Below are 13,851 nucleotides of genomic sequence, written 5' to 3' on the forward strand. Positions count from 1 at the left end.
TACGGCGGCTATAGCGGTGGGGAAACGCCCGGTCCCATTCCGAACCCGGAAGCTAAGGCCACCTGCGCCGATGGTACTGCACTCGCCAGGGTGTGGGAGAGTAGGACACCGCCGGAACATCCTTTGCCGAAGGCCCCCAGCATCAGCTGGGGGCCTTCGTGCGTTCACAGCGCAATATGCGACAGGGTCCATGTACGATTCGTCCAGTTCTACCCGGATGGGAGGTCGTATACATGGACGCGCTCGCCAGCTACATCAGCTCGATGCTGATGGCACTCGCCACCGGCTCCGCAGACTGAACGAAGGTCTGTTGGGAGGCCGCTTCCGGCTCTGACGCCGAAAAGTCGTTTATGAAGGCCCTCGGCAGCATGCCGGGGGCCTTCGCACGTTCAGGCCTCCGGCGCATGTGGGTCCCCCGCTCGTAGAGTCCCGTCCGGCTTCGCAGCCCGCACGCCCGTCAAAAAACCATGATCAACTGGGCCCTCGTGTTGCGACCTTGTAGCCCGGTGGGTTTTACTGACCGGGAATTTTTTCAGTCGTCCGCGGGTTCACAGCATCTTCACAAGTGACGGCTAGCCATCATCCAGCGCAGATCTGGATGATGGAAGAGACGCCGGAGAAGTGGACGGCGGTATCGCGAGGAAGGGATGCGTATGGTGGTGCTGACCGCACCCAGCCAGGGCGCACCGGTAGGCCCCGGTGTCGCGCCCCGGACCGGTTGGCGTCGGCTGTTCCTGCCGGCGACCTACGGCTACGGAGCGCTGCTGATCCTGGTCGCGGGCGTGCTGTCGGCGCTGAGCAACTCCGCGCAGGCCACGGTGTTCCTGCACTTCAGCACCAACCTGCACAACCTGCTGCGCGGTCACATCGGCACGCTGTTCTCCAGCGCCCTGCTGATCGGCGACACCGATACCTCCCTCATCGTCATTCCGCTGCTGATCTGCCTGCTGGCCCTGGCTGAGCTGAAGTTCGGGGCCGGCCGGCTCATCCGGATCTTCCTCGCCGGACATCTCGGCGCGACGTTGCTGGTCGCCTCCGGCCTCTGGATCGCGGTGTCGGCGGGCTGGGTCCCGCTCGCGATCACGCGCTCCGAGGATGTCGGCATCAGCTACGGCGCGATGGCCCTGATCGGCGCCTTCCTGGTGCTGATGCCGGAACGCTGGCGCCCCACCTGGGCCATCACCTGGATCGCGGTGGCGGTCGCGGGGGTGGCGATGGGGCACACCTTCACCAACGTCGGACATCTGATCTCCGTGACCATCGGCCTGGTGGCCGGTATCTGGCTGATCCGCACGGGCCGCCTGTCGGTGTCGCCGCTGCGGAAGTTCGAGATCGCCCTGCTGGTCACCGCGACCCTGCTGGGATACACGATCCTCGTGGGCTGACGAGGCCGGGTGGTGTGCTCATGGTCGGGACGCTGACGGCCGAACGGGCACAGGCCGAGGTCACCTCGGCGGTCGGCGTGCTGCGCCGGCGGCATTGGCTGCCCGTCACCATCGGCTACGTGCTCGCGCTCACCGCGGTCGCGGTCGTGTTCGCGCGGGTGAAACCGGTCGCGCAGGGCCGGATCATCGCCGACACCAGTACCAATCTGCACAATCTGGAGCACGGTCATATCGACACGCTGTTCTCCAGCGCGTTCGTCATCGCCGACACGAACTCGACGCTCGCCGACGTGCCGCTGCTGGCCTGCGTGCTGGCCCTTGTCGAACTGCGCTTCGGCGCCTGGCATGCCGTGCGCACCTTCCTGGCGGGACATGTCGGCGCGACGCTGCTGGTGGCCGGGGGGCTGTGGCTCGCGGTGCGCCAGCACTGGCTGCCCGACAGCATCGGTGACTCGGAGGACGTGGGCATCAGCTACGGCGCGATGACCCTGTTCGGATCGCTCATAGTGATGGTGCCCGCGCGCCGCCGCATTCCGTGGGCCCTGGTGTGGGCGGTGATCGCGGTGCGGGGCGTGCTGGACAACCGCGACTTCACCAGCGTCGGGCACCTGCTCTCCTACGGCATCGGCCTGCTGATCGGCATGGTGATGCTGGCCCGGGGAGCCGGGGCATCGCGCGAGCGGAGGTGGGCCGACACGGTGGCGCTCATCGCCGCCTCGGCGCTTGCGGTGTCGTATCTCCTGGGCTGGTGAGCGTCCGGGGTGTTGTGGCCGCCACCGAACGACACACGGCCCTAGCTGTCCGGGCGGAGGTGCGGGTGGCCTAGAGTGCCTCAGGTGCGCCTCGTGATTGCTCGTTGTCAGGTCGACTACGTGGGTCGGCTCACCGCTCATCTGCCCATGGCCCGGCGGCTGCTGTTGATGAAGGCGGACGGGTCGGTGCTCGTGCACTCGGACGGTGGCTCGTACAAGCCGCTGAACTGGATGAGCCCGCCCTGCTGGCTGGAGGAGCGTGACGCGGACTCCGCCAAGCTGTGGGTGGTGACCAACAAGGCGGGCGAGGAACTGCGGATCACGGTCGAGGAGATCGAACACGATTCCTCGCACGAACTGGGCGTCGATCCGGGCCTGGTGAAGGATGGCGTCGAGGCGCACCTGCAGAAGTTGCTGGCCGAGCACATCGAAACCCTCGGCGCCGGTTACACATTGATCCGCCGCGAGTACATGACCGCGATCGGCCCGGTCGACATTCTGTGCCGCGACGCCGACGGCGCGACGGTCGCGGTGGAGATCAAGCGGCGCGGTGAGATCGACGGCGTCGAACAGCTCACGCGTTACCTGGAACTGCTCAACCGGGATCCGCTGCTGGCGCCGGTCGCGGGCGTCTTCGCCGCGCAGCAGATCAAGCCGCAGGCCCGCACCCTCGCTACCGATCGTGGTATCCGCTGCCTGACACTCGATTACGACGCCCTGCGCGGTACGGAGAGCGACGAATTCCGCTTGTTTTAGGGAGGATGACTGCTTGCCGGCAACCACCGATCCGGGGCCGCGGTCCGGCAACTCGATGGCTGGATGGCTCGGTCGTTGGGGCAGCGCACCCGACGACCGTTGAGTAGGGGTGCGGGAACCCTTAGCTGTGCCGTCTCATGAGATTGGTGCCGTCGGGTGGGCGGGGCGGCAACTCGTCGGTCTCGTGCACCAGCCACCGAATGCTCCCGCCCCTTGCGAGATCAGCCCGATGTTCTGGCAGTTGAACTACGGCCCTATACCCCCTTGGGTCTGATGGAGGCTCCTCGTTTGAGAGAGGATGAACATCATGGCTCAACCTCAGAAGTACTCACGTGAGGTGCGGCAGAACGCGGTGGCGCTGCTGCGGGAGCAGGTTGACCAGTACGACTCCGAGTGGGAGGCGATGCGGTCGGTGGCCGGGAAGGTCGGTGTGGCCGCCGAGACGCTGCGCAAGTGGGTGTGCGAGGACGAGGTCGACGATGGCCGCCGCCACCGGGCGACGAGTGAGGAGTCCGCGGAATTGAAGCGGCTCCGCCGTGAAAATGCCGAGTTGCGCCGCGCGAACGAGATCTTGAAGGCGGCGTCGGGTGATGCCACCGATGCCGGAGGCTTCGTGGAAGCGATCAAGGTGTTGGGAGCGATACTTGCCGCCATCGTGCTGCTCATGGGGAGTAGCTACGTGATCTGGTACGTGATAGACCGTTACCTTATTCGATGACCCGCAGCTTTTGCCGCAGGCGTTTTCGCGGGGCATGTCGGACCTAGCTCGTATCGTCGGCGCCATGACCGACATCGCTCCGGGGCACACTGCTTCATAGTCGGGTGTAGTCCCGCTGGTCCTGCTCGAACGCGGTCAGGATTTCCGGTGTCAGGGTCGGGCGGGTGTTCGCGACTGCGGTCAGGTAGTCCTCGGTAGTCGCGGGTGCGTCGGTGCTGTCGCGCATTGAGCGTTCGAACGCGGACTGCGCGCCTGCACGGGCCGCGTATTCAATATCAGCAGGGGTGAATTGCGCTGTGGCGCACACCAAACCGTCGAGGTCGATGGTCTCGGCGGCGGGGCCGAGATATCGTCGCCAGATCGCGTTCCGTGCCGGTGCGTCCGGCGGGCCGACCGGAATCACGTAGTCGAATCGACCGGGTCGCAGGAATGCCGAGTCCAATGAGCAGACCGAGTTCGTGGCGCAGATCAGCAGGCGACTGTAGTTCTCGCGGAACGTCGGTATCAGCTTGAGCAGCTCGTTGGTGACTCCGTGCGCAGGGCTTGTCGCCGTACCCGAACGCGTGCCCGCGATCTCCTCCACCTCATCGATGAACAGCAGCAGCTCGTCGAGTTCGGCCAGGTCGGCGAATACCTCGCGCAGCGAGGCCGCGAGTCCACCCGTCGCCGCGGCGGCCAGCCGGGAGGGAAACAATTCGACGAACGGCCAACCGAGTCGGGACGCGACCGCTTTCGCGAAGCTGGTCTTGCCGGTCCCCGGTGGCCCGAACAGGATGACGCTCTTGGGCGGCAGAACCCGATAGCGCTCGGCCACATCGGGATTCGCCAAAGGTAACACGACCCGGCGTTCGATGATCTCCTTCTCCCGGTCCATCCCAGCCATCGACTGCCACAGTCCCGGTGGTAGTAGCCGCCCGCCCAGTTCGGTCAGCAGGGTGGACTGCGCGGGGGCCAGTGGTTCCAACATCTCGTAGTAGACGAGGCCCGCCCGGCGCAAGTACCCGGAATTCTCGAACGCCACAGATCCGGTGGCGCCCTCGGGGACGAGGGTGCAGATCCGCCGCACGCCGTTCGACCGCAGCCGCCGCTCCAGTTCGGCAAGCAGTGCGCTGCCGATGCCGCGCCGCCGCCACCGCGCCGCCAGCGCCACCAGCAGGACCCAGGCCCGCTCGCCATGGATCTGGGCGACCGCCATCCCGACCATTTCGCCGCCGACCTCGGCGACCACCGCCGACTCCCCAGCTCGCGCGGCCGCCATCACCTCCGCCAGTGCGAACACCGGCTCGTCCGTAGTAGGCACACGACTCTGCTCCCAGATCTGGATCCCCTGATCCAGATCATCGTCACGGAACTCGCGTAACCGCCAAACCGGCATAGATCTCCCTATCCGCCCCCCGTGAGCTGTTCAGGGTCGCCGACGGAAAGGTCGAGCCCAGTGGTCCGAGCCAGGCGTCGAGGCCGACCGGGTCAGCATGCCGGAACCCGGCCGCTCACCGCGCGGCCGGGGGCGGTCCGAACAGCTGGCCCAGGCCGCGTGGACGGGGTGTGGGCTGGTTGCCGGTTCCCTGTCCGGCGATGGTGCCGGGTCCACTGGGTGCGACATCGGTGGTGCCGGTGTGGGTGTAGTAGGTGGGGACGTCCTGGCGGGTGGCTTCGGGTTCATGGCGGGCGGCGCGTCCGCGGCGGGCGCCGGCCCGTAACAGGCCCAGCCCGGCGATTCCGATGCCGCCGACGACGATGCCGTAGAGAAACAGCACACCGGTGGATCCGGTCACGTGATAGCCGAATACCGCGAAGTTGTCGGTCAATGCGTGGTCGCTGCCGCCGTTGGCGAATACGCCCACGACGCCGATGAGAACGGCGACGATGAGGATGACGAGCCCGACGATGACGATCATGACGATCCCTCGGATCTATTGCTGCTCTCAGTACACGCCGAGCAAATCCCGATGTCAACGCTGTAGGTCCTTGGTGCGATCGCTGATCACGGCCAATGCGTTGTGGACCGAACTTTGACACGGGTCGACTACGGCCGACGCTGAGCGCGGTCAGTATGGCAGCGTACGGCGACGGAACGGTAGCGGCCCGGCCGTGACATCGGTGATGCCATGGCTATGCGGCCGCGTCCGCCCGAACTCGAGGTGCAGCCACTCGGGCTGCACACGCAGCCCGTGGTTCCCGCGCGGGATCGATGGCCGCTCGGTAGCTGAGCAGATCTAGTCGCGCTCGCGAACAGGGAGGTATGGGAACAGGTCCGCGTTTTGCTCGGGCGAGTCCTCGGCCGCGTCCGAGATGCCCAACAGCGCAAAGCATGCCGGATCGCAGCCCTGTTGCTCGAGGAGATTCTGCGCGATGACCACGATCTCGCCGCGATCCTCGCCCTCGGTGACTACGCCTTGGGCTCAACGGTTTTCGGGTCTGAGCTGCCCGTGTTCGGAACGCTCGACTTCGGCCACGCCGTCCCGCAGGCTGCGCTGGAACACATCGCATTTGGGCAGATCAGCCGGGCAGGACGCCGGTACTCCGCGCGGGCCGACAACGCCGACACGCTCGATAGTGACATCGACCTCCTCGTCGTCCTGCCGAACGACGTACCTGTCGCGCAGGCCCTACAAGGACGAGAGACATTCACTCGCAACTATATTCATCTCCACACCCTCTTTGAACGCCCGCCGGATCTGCAATGGCCCGGCGAAGTGTGCGACGCGGCCGATCTCGATGCTGGGATCTCCGGTGCGGCATTCGACCTGGACTCCGGGCCAGAGCTGCGTCTGTGCTCAGACGGCCGCCCGTACCGCCATTGGGTCAGCATGGGTGCGACCGGAACCCCGCTCGTCGGCCGCGCCGCGCTCGCGGGTTACACCATCCAGGCGGAACGGCTACAGGCATTGCAATCTGCATATCAACCTCGGTGTACACCGGTCGGGTTGGGTCCTATGGGAGTCGGTTGCCGGACGGTATAGTCGTCAAGCGTTGCACAGTGCGCCGACCCGATGCCGTCTATTACGTCGAAGGGACGAGATCCGCATGAGTACACGCGACACGACTACGTTGTCGGCGCAGTTGCGCGCCGTTCTTGCTTTGACCAATACCGAGATCCAGGTCGCGGACACCCGGATTGTGCAGGCCCGCACCGAGGCGGTACGCCGGGTGCTGTCCGAGAACGCCGACAACGCCCGCGACCGCGCTCGTGCGATCGAGGCAGCCATCCGCGAACTGGGTGGTGTCCCGGAGCTGGTCGCGCCGTTCCTGGGACGGGGTGCCGCCGTGATCAAGGCCGTGGTCGAACAGGCCCAGCCGTTCGATGAAACCCTGCTCGGTGACCTCGCCCTCGAACATCAGCTCCTGGACCGCGCCCACTACATCATGGCCCTGGCGACCACCGCCGGATACCCCGATGTCGTGGCATTGGCGCAGCGGTTGATCACCGCGCATTCGGAGACCGTGGACTGGCTGACCACCGTGCTGGCCGAGGACGCCCTCGGCGGGCCGGCCGCACTGCGCCACACCCCACTGCAAGCGGGCGCCGGGACGGTGGTGAAGCTGGTCAACCTTCCCGCCAGCTGGTCCGCCCGCGGCCTGGACCGGGTACTGGACACCGTCCGCGCCACCCCACCGGCACTCGGTGAGTTGCTCGCCCAGGGCGCGCACGCCGGCGATGTCGCCGTCAAAACCCTCAGCGCCTCCCGCGACGCCGCGCTCGCCACCGCCGAGCAGGTCGCGCGCGACGAAGGCGCCGGCACCGCCGCGGACGCCTTGCATTCCCTCCGCACCGCCACCGGCACCCTCGAACCGAGTGAGTTGGCCATCGGCGACTACGACGACCTGAACGTCGCCGAAGCCGCCGCCGCGATCAAGGAACTCACCGAACCTGCCGACATCCGGGCCATCCTGCTCTACGAGCAAGCGAACAAGGACCGCCAGGGTGTGGTCTCGGCCGCGCAAACCCTGCTCACGGCGATCGCCCAAGAAGTCGCCGGTCTCAGCTGACCATTCGCCGAGGCGGTTGCCGGGTCGGAAGCCCGCCGAGTTCGCGCATGGTGCCTACCGCGGGCAGCGGCGAGGTGACCTTCAACCGCGACACAACTGGGCCGCCGGGAGGCATTGCCCACCGGCGGCCCAGCCGCTCCCCCTTGTCAGGCGTAGGTGTATGAGACTCCGTTACTGGTTCCGCCTGCGGTGGTGACGGTGATCAGCACCGTCCCCGCCGTCTCGGCCGGGGATATGGCCGTGATCTGTGTGGCGGAGTCGACGGCGAACGAGTTCGCCGGTGTGCCACCGAAACTCACCGCGGTCGCGCCCGTCAGAGCCGTCCCGGTCAGTGTGACGGCGGTTCCGCCGGCCGTCGTGCCCGACGTCGGACTGACCGCGGTCAGGGTGGGAACCGCCTCGTAGGTGAACGCGACTCCGTCGACAGTTCCACCCGTGGTGGTGACGGTGACCAGCACCGTCCCCGCCGTCCCGGCGGGGGTGACCGCCGTGATCTGGGTCGCCGAGTTGACGGTGAACGAGGCCGCCGGTGTGCCACCGAAGTCCACCGCGGTGGCACCGGTCAGGCCAGTCCCGGTCAGCACGACCGTGGTCCCGCCGGTGACCGGCCCTGAGCTGGGAGCGATGGCAGTTAGCGTCGGAACCGCCACGTAGGTGAACGCGACACCGTCGACAGTTCCACCCGCGGTGGTGACGGTGACCAGCACCGTCCCCGCCGTCTCGGCGGGGGTGAGTGCGGTGATCTGCGTGTCGGAGTCGACGATGAACACCGTCGCCGGTGTGCCACCGAAATTCACCGCGGTGGTGCCGGTCAGGGCCGTCCCGGTCAGCGTCACCGTGGTCCCGCCGGTCACCGGCCCGGAGCTGGGAGCGATGGCGGTCAGTGCGGGAACCGGGACAAAGGTGAACGGGACACCGTTGCTGGTTCCACCCGCGGTGGTGACGGTGACCAGCACCGTCCCCGCCGTCTCGGCCGGAGTGACCGCCGTGATCTCAGTCGCGGAGTCGACGGCGAACGAAGCCGCCGGTGTGCCACCGAAACTCACCGCGGTGGCACCGGTCAGGGCAGTCCCGGTCAGTACGACGGTCGTCCCACCGGTAACCGGTCCCGCATTCGGCGCCACCGCAGTCAAGGTGGGAACCGCAGCATAGGTGAAGGAGACGCCGTTGCTGGTCCCACCCACGGTGGTGACGGTGACCAGCACCGTCCCCGCCGTCTCGGCGGGGGTGACCGCCGTGATCTGAGTCGCCGAGTTCACGGTGAACGAAGCCGCCGGTGTGCCACCGAAACTCACCGCGGTGGCACCGGTCAGGGCAGTCCCGGTCAGTACGACGGTTGTCCCACCGGTAACCGGTCCCGCATTCGGCGTCGCCGCAGTCAAGGTGGGAACCGCGGCATAGGTGAAGGAGACGCCGTTGCTGGTTCCACCCGCGGTGGTGACGGTGACCAGCACCGTCCCCGCTGTCTCGGCGGGGGTGACTGCCGTGATCTGGGTGGCGGAGTTGACGGTGAACGAGGCCGCGGGTGTGCCACCGAAACTCACCGCGGTGGCGCCGGTTAAGCCCGTCCCGGTCAGCACGACGGTGGTCCCGCCGGCCACCGGCCCTGCGGTGGGAGCGATCGAGGTCAGGGTGGGGACCACGACGTAGGTGAAGAAGACGCCGTTGCTGGTTCCACCCGCGGTGGTGACGGTGACCAGCACCGTCCCGGCTGCTCCGGCCGGCGTCACCGCCGTGATCTGAGTCGCCGAGTTGACGGTGAACGAGGCCGCCGGTGTGCCACCGAAACTCACCGCGGTGGCGCCGGTCAAGCCCGTCCCGGTCAGCACGACGGTCGTCCCGCCCGTCACCGGCCCTGCGGTGGGAGCGATCGAGGTCAAGGTGGGAACCGCGACAAAGGTGAACGGAATTCCGTTGCTGGTTCCACCCGCGGTGGTGACGGTGACCAGCACCGTCCCGGCTGTCTCGGCGGGGGTGACCGCCGTGATCTGGGTGGGAGAGTTGACGATGAACGAGGTCGCGGGTGTGCCACCGAAATTCACCGCGGTGGCACCCGTCAGCGCTGTCCCGGTCAGGGTAACCGTGGTCCCGCCGGCCGCCGGTCCGGAGTTGGGAGAGAGGGCGGTCAAGGTGGGAACCGCGACAAAGGTGAACGGAATTCCGTTGCTGGTTCCACCCGCGGTGGTGACGGTGACCAGCACCGTCCCCGCCGACCTCGCAGGGGTCACCGCCGTGATCTGGGTGGGAGAGTTGACGGTGAACGAGGCCGCCGGTGTGCCACCGAAACTGACTGTGGTGGCGCCGGTCAGGGCCGTCCCGGTCAGTACGACGGTCGTTCCGCCCGCCACCGGTCCCACATTCGGAACGACTGCGGTCAAGGTGGGAACCGCGACATAGGTGAACGGAATTCCGTTGCTCGTTCCACCCGCGGTGGTGACGGTGACCAGCACCGTCCCCGCCGACCCCGCAGGGGTCACCGCCGTGATCTGAGTGGCGGAGTTGACGGTGAACGAAGCCGCCGGTGTGCCACCGAAACTCACCGCCGTCGCACCCGTCAGCGCTGTCCCGGTCAGGGTAACCGTGGTCCCGCCGGCCACCGGCCCTGCGGTGGGAGCGATGGCGGTCAAGGTGGGAACCGCAACGAAGGTGAATCCGACACCGTTGCTGGTTCCACCCGCAGTGGTGACGGTGACCAGCACCGTCCCCGCCGGCTCGGCCGGGGCGACGGCTGTGATTCGGGTGGCGGAGTTGACGGTGAACGAAGCCGCCGGTGTGCCACCGAAACTCACCGCGGTCGCACCCGTCAGCGCTGTCCCGGTCAGGATGACGGTCGTCCCGCCGGTCACAGGCCCGGCATTCGGCACCACCGCGATCAAGGTGGGAACCGCGACAAAGGTGAATCCGACACCGTTGCTGGTGCCACCCGCAGTGGTGACGGTGACCGGCACCGTTCCCGCCGTCCCGGCAGGTGACACAGCCGTGATCTGGGTGGCGGAGTTGACGGTGAACGAGGCCGCCGGTGTGCCACCGAAACTCACCGCAGTGGCGCCCGTCAGGGCTGTTCCAGTGAGCACGACCGTCGTCCCACCAGTCACGGGCCCTGAACGGGGAGCGATGGTGGCGAGAGTGGGAGCCGCGGCATAGGTGTAAGGAACGCCGTTACTGATTCCAGTGAAGCCGGAGACGGTGACCTGCACCGTACCAGGCAACCCCGGAGGGGCGATAGCCGTGATCTGCGTGGCGGAATTGACGACGAATATCGTTGGGATGATGCCGAACTCCACCGTGAGGATTCCGATGAACCCGGTGCCGGTGATCGTGACACTCGTGCCCCCCGAAGTGGGCCCCGCGGTCGGAGAGATGGACGTGATGGTAGGCATTTGGTGCCAGCCTTCCCTTGCTGCTGTGGTGATGATTCCTGCTGCTGCCGGTGGTTCCCCGGCCGTGTTAGCGGGCCCGCTTCTTCCAGTAACGCCCTGAGATCGGTTGCCGGGCAACATGTTCGCCCGTCCGCTTTTGTCCGTTTTTCGATTCCGCCAGGTGTCGAGGGCATGACACTGCGCTGGGTCAACCACTGAAAGGATCGATCCGTAACTGGCGCAACAGGTTCGACACCGAGGGCTGGACTCGGGCCGACCGGGCCGGAAAACCGAGTGGATGTCGTGATTCTGCTGTCGGGGGGCGTAGCGAGCCCGCTGCGGGAGTTGTCGGAGTAGTTACCGGTCGGGATCTCAGTGCGGCAGAGGTGGTTTCGGGCGAGCGCACGGCGTCGGCCGCACTGCCGCGAACTCAATAAATTCGAGTGCGTGCACATTATGCGCGCACCCGTAATTCAGAATTACACGCTGAGTGGACTCCCGGGCGCGCCGATAAGTGCTCCGGCGAGCTTGCCGACCAGATTGAACGTCAGGTCCTCTTTGTGTACGGACCGACATTGCTCGCAGATCAAGCCCGCAAACCGAAAAGTACTAGAGGCGGTGTGGATGAAACCTGACCGAAAATCAATTCGCCGCGAACTGGAACACATAGCAGCGCTGCACAACTGGCGTGATGCCGGAACATTTCGCATACATCGGGCTAAATGCCGATATCGGGTCAAAACGTGCGCGCCACAGGTGCGGGAGACGACAAAATCGCTCCCATCCGTGGCTGCCGCCGCTTCGAACCCACTGTGCGGGCAGCAGAATCGACAGACAGACGTTCCGTGTAGTCATGCAACTTCGCAGCGGGGTGCTCGGTCTCCGGCACCGTTGCCGTCTGCCGATCAACGGCCATGCGACCGAAATAACACATCGATCGACATGTAAGGAGATCGAATGTTGCTGCATCTTGTCGGAGTGCCGGTATCCGGGTCTGCTCGAAATCTGCGGCTTCCAGGACCGACGATTGTGCCGCGCCTGCTGCATCGGAACAACTGGGCTGGCTGTTGTTTGGGGGACGGTGAGCCGACCTGAGGACCGCGTTCAGGCGACCCCTGTCGAAACACCGGGCGACCAGGCCTGGCGGGAACGACGCGGCCGGGTCGACCTCTTCACCTCGAGCGTGCGCGGCCGGAGCGCTCACCCCACTGACGGATGGCTCACTGTCCGAGCTGAACGGAAAGTGCAGGGCTGTACCGAGTTAGCGGCCGACGGTGGGGGATCGTCGCCGCTTCGACTCGGTCCAGCAATGCGAAACCGGACGAAAACGGATTGGAGATGCGTTGCCCTGCAACAGGATAGCGGGGGTTAATAGAACGAGCGGGCCACCAATCGAGTCGGGCGACCGCCCGGTGCAGGAGAAGGATCAACATCGCGACAAAAGGAGGCAGCCTCATGCCTACGCTCTCCGACCTTGGGGCCCACATCGGGAGGCGTGAACGTTGTTGTGAGGGGTACCGGCTTACCGGAAAGGTCGCCGCAGGTGGTACTACAGCCCAGCCTCACCGTGGCCGGCCTGTCGACTGCCACTGCGGTAGCTTCCGTCGGCAGCAACGCCGCTGCCTTGTTCGCCATCGACCCGGACACCCAGCACATTGTGCTCACCTCGACGGTGACGGTGACGGTGACGGTGACGGTGCAGCTCACTATCGCCGCGGCGGGTGGGATCAGTAACCGAGTCTCCGACCTCTATGTCCGAGCGGTACTGCGTCCGTGGATTGTCATCGGACAGCGTTGATGGCCCGTCCGGGCTGCGTTTGTAGGTCGAGTCGCCGCCACCAAGGCGGTGGTTGCAGGGGTAAGGGGGTTTCATTGGCTACCATTCTGAGGATGCTGCTGGCGGAACAGCATCTCAAGAGCCATTCGGATTTTCTGGCAGCATATGATAGGTGCGCCGCGCAACTCGATCCGCCCATCCCTCCTGGTTACGGGCCAGCGAAGACTCAGTTCTATCAATGGCTTTCGGGCAGGATGGTGGGGCTTCCTCGCGACTACCATTGTCGGGTACTGGTCAAGATGTTCCCCGGCTGGACGATCGAGAGATTATTTCAGATGGCAGATGCTGCACAAGTCGCTGCTCGAGCGCACGAGTTGGGTCTCTCCGGAACAGATATCGATCTCGGGGCATTCCTCGGGGCTGAAGTGATCACCAGCGGAATTACTCTCGTGTACCCGACCTTCGAGCTACCACTGCAGCCTGCGCATGCACCTCGAGCGGCCGCGGCGCCCTATCGGTGCGCAATCGGGAGAAAGCTCCGCGCATTAGCGGCTGATCACCACTCGGATGTACTGGCTGCCTTGCCGGAGAAGGAAGTTCGCGGACTACTGTACGTGTTTTCTTCGCTCCAACGCCACACCGATATTCTGACTGATATCCGGAGCGACCAGTATGTCGCTGCGCACAGCGACCGCCCCTACATCAGCTTCGGACTAACCAGCAACGACTGCACACGTATGTACCTCGAAGGTGCCGATCGCCCCCTGTTCACCCTCAACGGCAGCGCTGACGGCAGTTCCCGTTTCAAGCAGTTCGAGTTGACGGACGGTAGCCGGTACGACTCGAACGGGGACTACAACATCGGCGTCATCGCGCGGGTGCGACCGAGCCCGGATCTGCACCCCGACCGATTCTGGATATTCTGTGCGGGCTTGGGTCCGCGTGGCACCACCGGGGCAAGCTGGTACCTTGCCAACTCCTGGAGTCCCCTGCAGCAACGTGCCGGAGATCGCGAGTTCGTCGCAGTGGTCGGTGTCGGTAAGGACTCCGACGAAACAGTCCGCTTGGAGCATCTGCTGATCGAATCGGCATCCTGATGACGGCACTCACTCGA

Annotated in this window: 11 protein-coding genes and 1 rRNA gene; 9 read left to right on the forward strand and 3 right to left on the reverse strand. The window is 65.9% G+C overall.

What is annotated here, in order from left to right; genetic code table 11:
- The 5 genes from rrf to KO481_RS34875 all read left to right on the forward strand — a co-directional run bounded on the left by rrf (position 1) and on the right by KO481_RS34875 (position 3,611).
- Positions 1–117: ribosomal RNA gene (gene rrf, locus KO481_RS34855) — 5S ribosomal RNA — on the forward strand.
- A 530-nt stretch (positions 118–647) separates the two neighbouring features.
- Positions 648–1,385 (forward strand): rhomboid-like protein, encoded by a 738-nt coding sequence (locus tag KO481_RS34860; protein ID WP_245401969.1) that lies wholly within the window; start codon positions 648–650, stop codon positions 1,383–1,385.
- A 20-nt stretch (positions 1,386–1,405) separates the two neighbouring features.
- Positions 1,406–2,137 (forward strand): rhomboid-like protein, encoded by a 732-nt coding sequence (locus KO481_RS34865; protein ID WP_215922779.1) that lies wholly within the window; start codon positions 1,406–1,408, stop codon positions 2,135–2,137.
- A gap of 84 nt (positions 2,138–2,221) precedes the next feature.
- On the forward strand, positions 2,222–2,893 hold the full coding sequence (gene nucS / locus KO481_RS34870; RefSeq protein WP_215922780.1) for an endonuclease NucS: 672 nt from the start codon (positions 2,222–2,224) through the stop codon (positions 2,891–2,893).
- A gap of 298 nt (positions 2,894–3,191) precedes the next feature.
- Positions 3,192–3,611: a transposase gene (locus KO481_RS34875; RefSeq protein ID WP_215922781.1), complete on the forward strand. Its 420-nt coding sequence runs from the start codon at positions 3,192–3,194 to the stop codon at positions 3,609–3,611.
- 94 nt (positions 3,612–3,705) lie between these two features.
- Here KO481_RS34875 and KO481_RS34880 read toward each other — a convergent pair whose 3' ends face one another.
- Complete coding sequence (locus KO481_RS34880) at positions 3,706–4,986, reverse strand: ATP-binding protein (RefSeq protein WP_215922782.1); 1,281 nt, start codon at positions 4,984–4,986, stop codon at positions 3,706–3,708.
- 115 nt (positions 4,987–5,101) lie between these two features.
- Positions 5,102–5,509: a hypothetical protein gene (locus KO481_RS34885; protein WP_215922783.1), complete on the reverse strand. Its 408-nt coding sequence runs from the start codon at positions 5,507–5,509 to the stop codon at positions 5,102–5,104.
- Positions 5,510–5,941: 432 nt separating this feature from the next.
- On the opposite strand from KO481_RS34885, the gene KO481_RS34890 reads away from it, so the two are divergent.
- Positions 5,942–6,574, forward strand: coding sequence for a hypothetical protein (locus KO481_RS34890; protein ID WP_215922784.1), 633 nt, complete (start codon positions 5,942–5,944; stop codon positions 6,572–6,574).
- Between the two features lie 64 nt (positions 6,575–6,638).
- Positions 6,639–7,601 (forward strand): ferritin-like domain-containing protein, encoded by a 963-nt coding sequence (locus KO481_RS34895; RefSeq protein WP_215922785.1) that lies wholly within the window; start codon positions 6,639–6,641, stop codon positions 7,599–7,601.
- A 146-nt stretch (positions 7,602–7,747) separates the two neighbouring features.
- On the opposite strand, the gene KO481_RS34900 is transcribed toward KO481_RS34895, so the two are convergent.
- Positions 7,748–10,981: a beta strand repeat-containing protein gene (locus KO481_RS34900; RefSeq protein ID WP_215922786.1), complete on the reverse strand. Its 3,234-nt coding sequence runs from the start codon at positions 10,979–10,981 to the stop codon at positions 7,748–7,750.
- A gap of 1,522 nt (positions 10,982–12,503) precedes the next feature.
- Between KO481_RS34900 and KO481_RS34905 the strand changes: the two genes are divergently transcribed.
- Complete coding sequence (locus tag KO481_RS34905; RefSeq protein ID WP_215922787.1) at positions 12,504–12,758, forward strand: hypothetical protein; 255 nt, start codon at positions 12,504–12,506, stop codon at positions 12,756–12,758.
- A gap of 92 nt (positions 12,759–12,850) precedes the next feature.
- A complete protein-coding gene (locus KO481_RS34910) occupies positions 12,851–13,834 on the forward strand; it encodes a hypothetical protein (RefSeq protein WP_215922788.1) in 984 nt (327 codons plus the stop codon).
- Positions 13,835–13,851: the final 17 nt, after the last annotated feature.

It is taken from the genome of Nocardia albiluteola, from assembly GCF_018860155.1.
Lineage (GTDB): Bacteria > Actinomycetota > Actinomycetes > Mycobacteriales > Mycobacteriaceae > Nocardia > Nocardia albiluteola.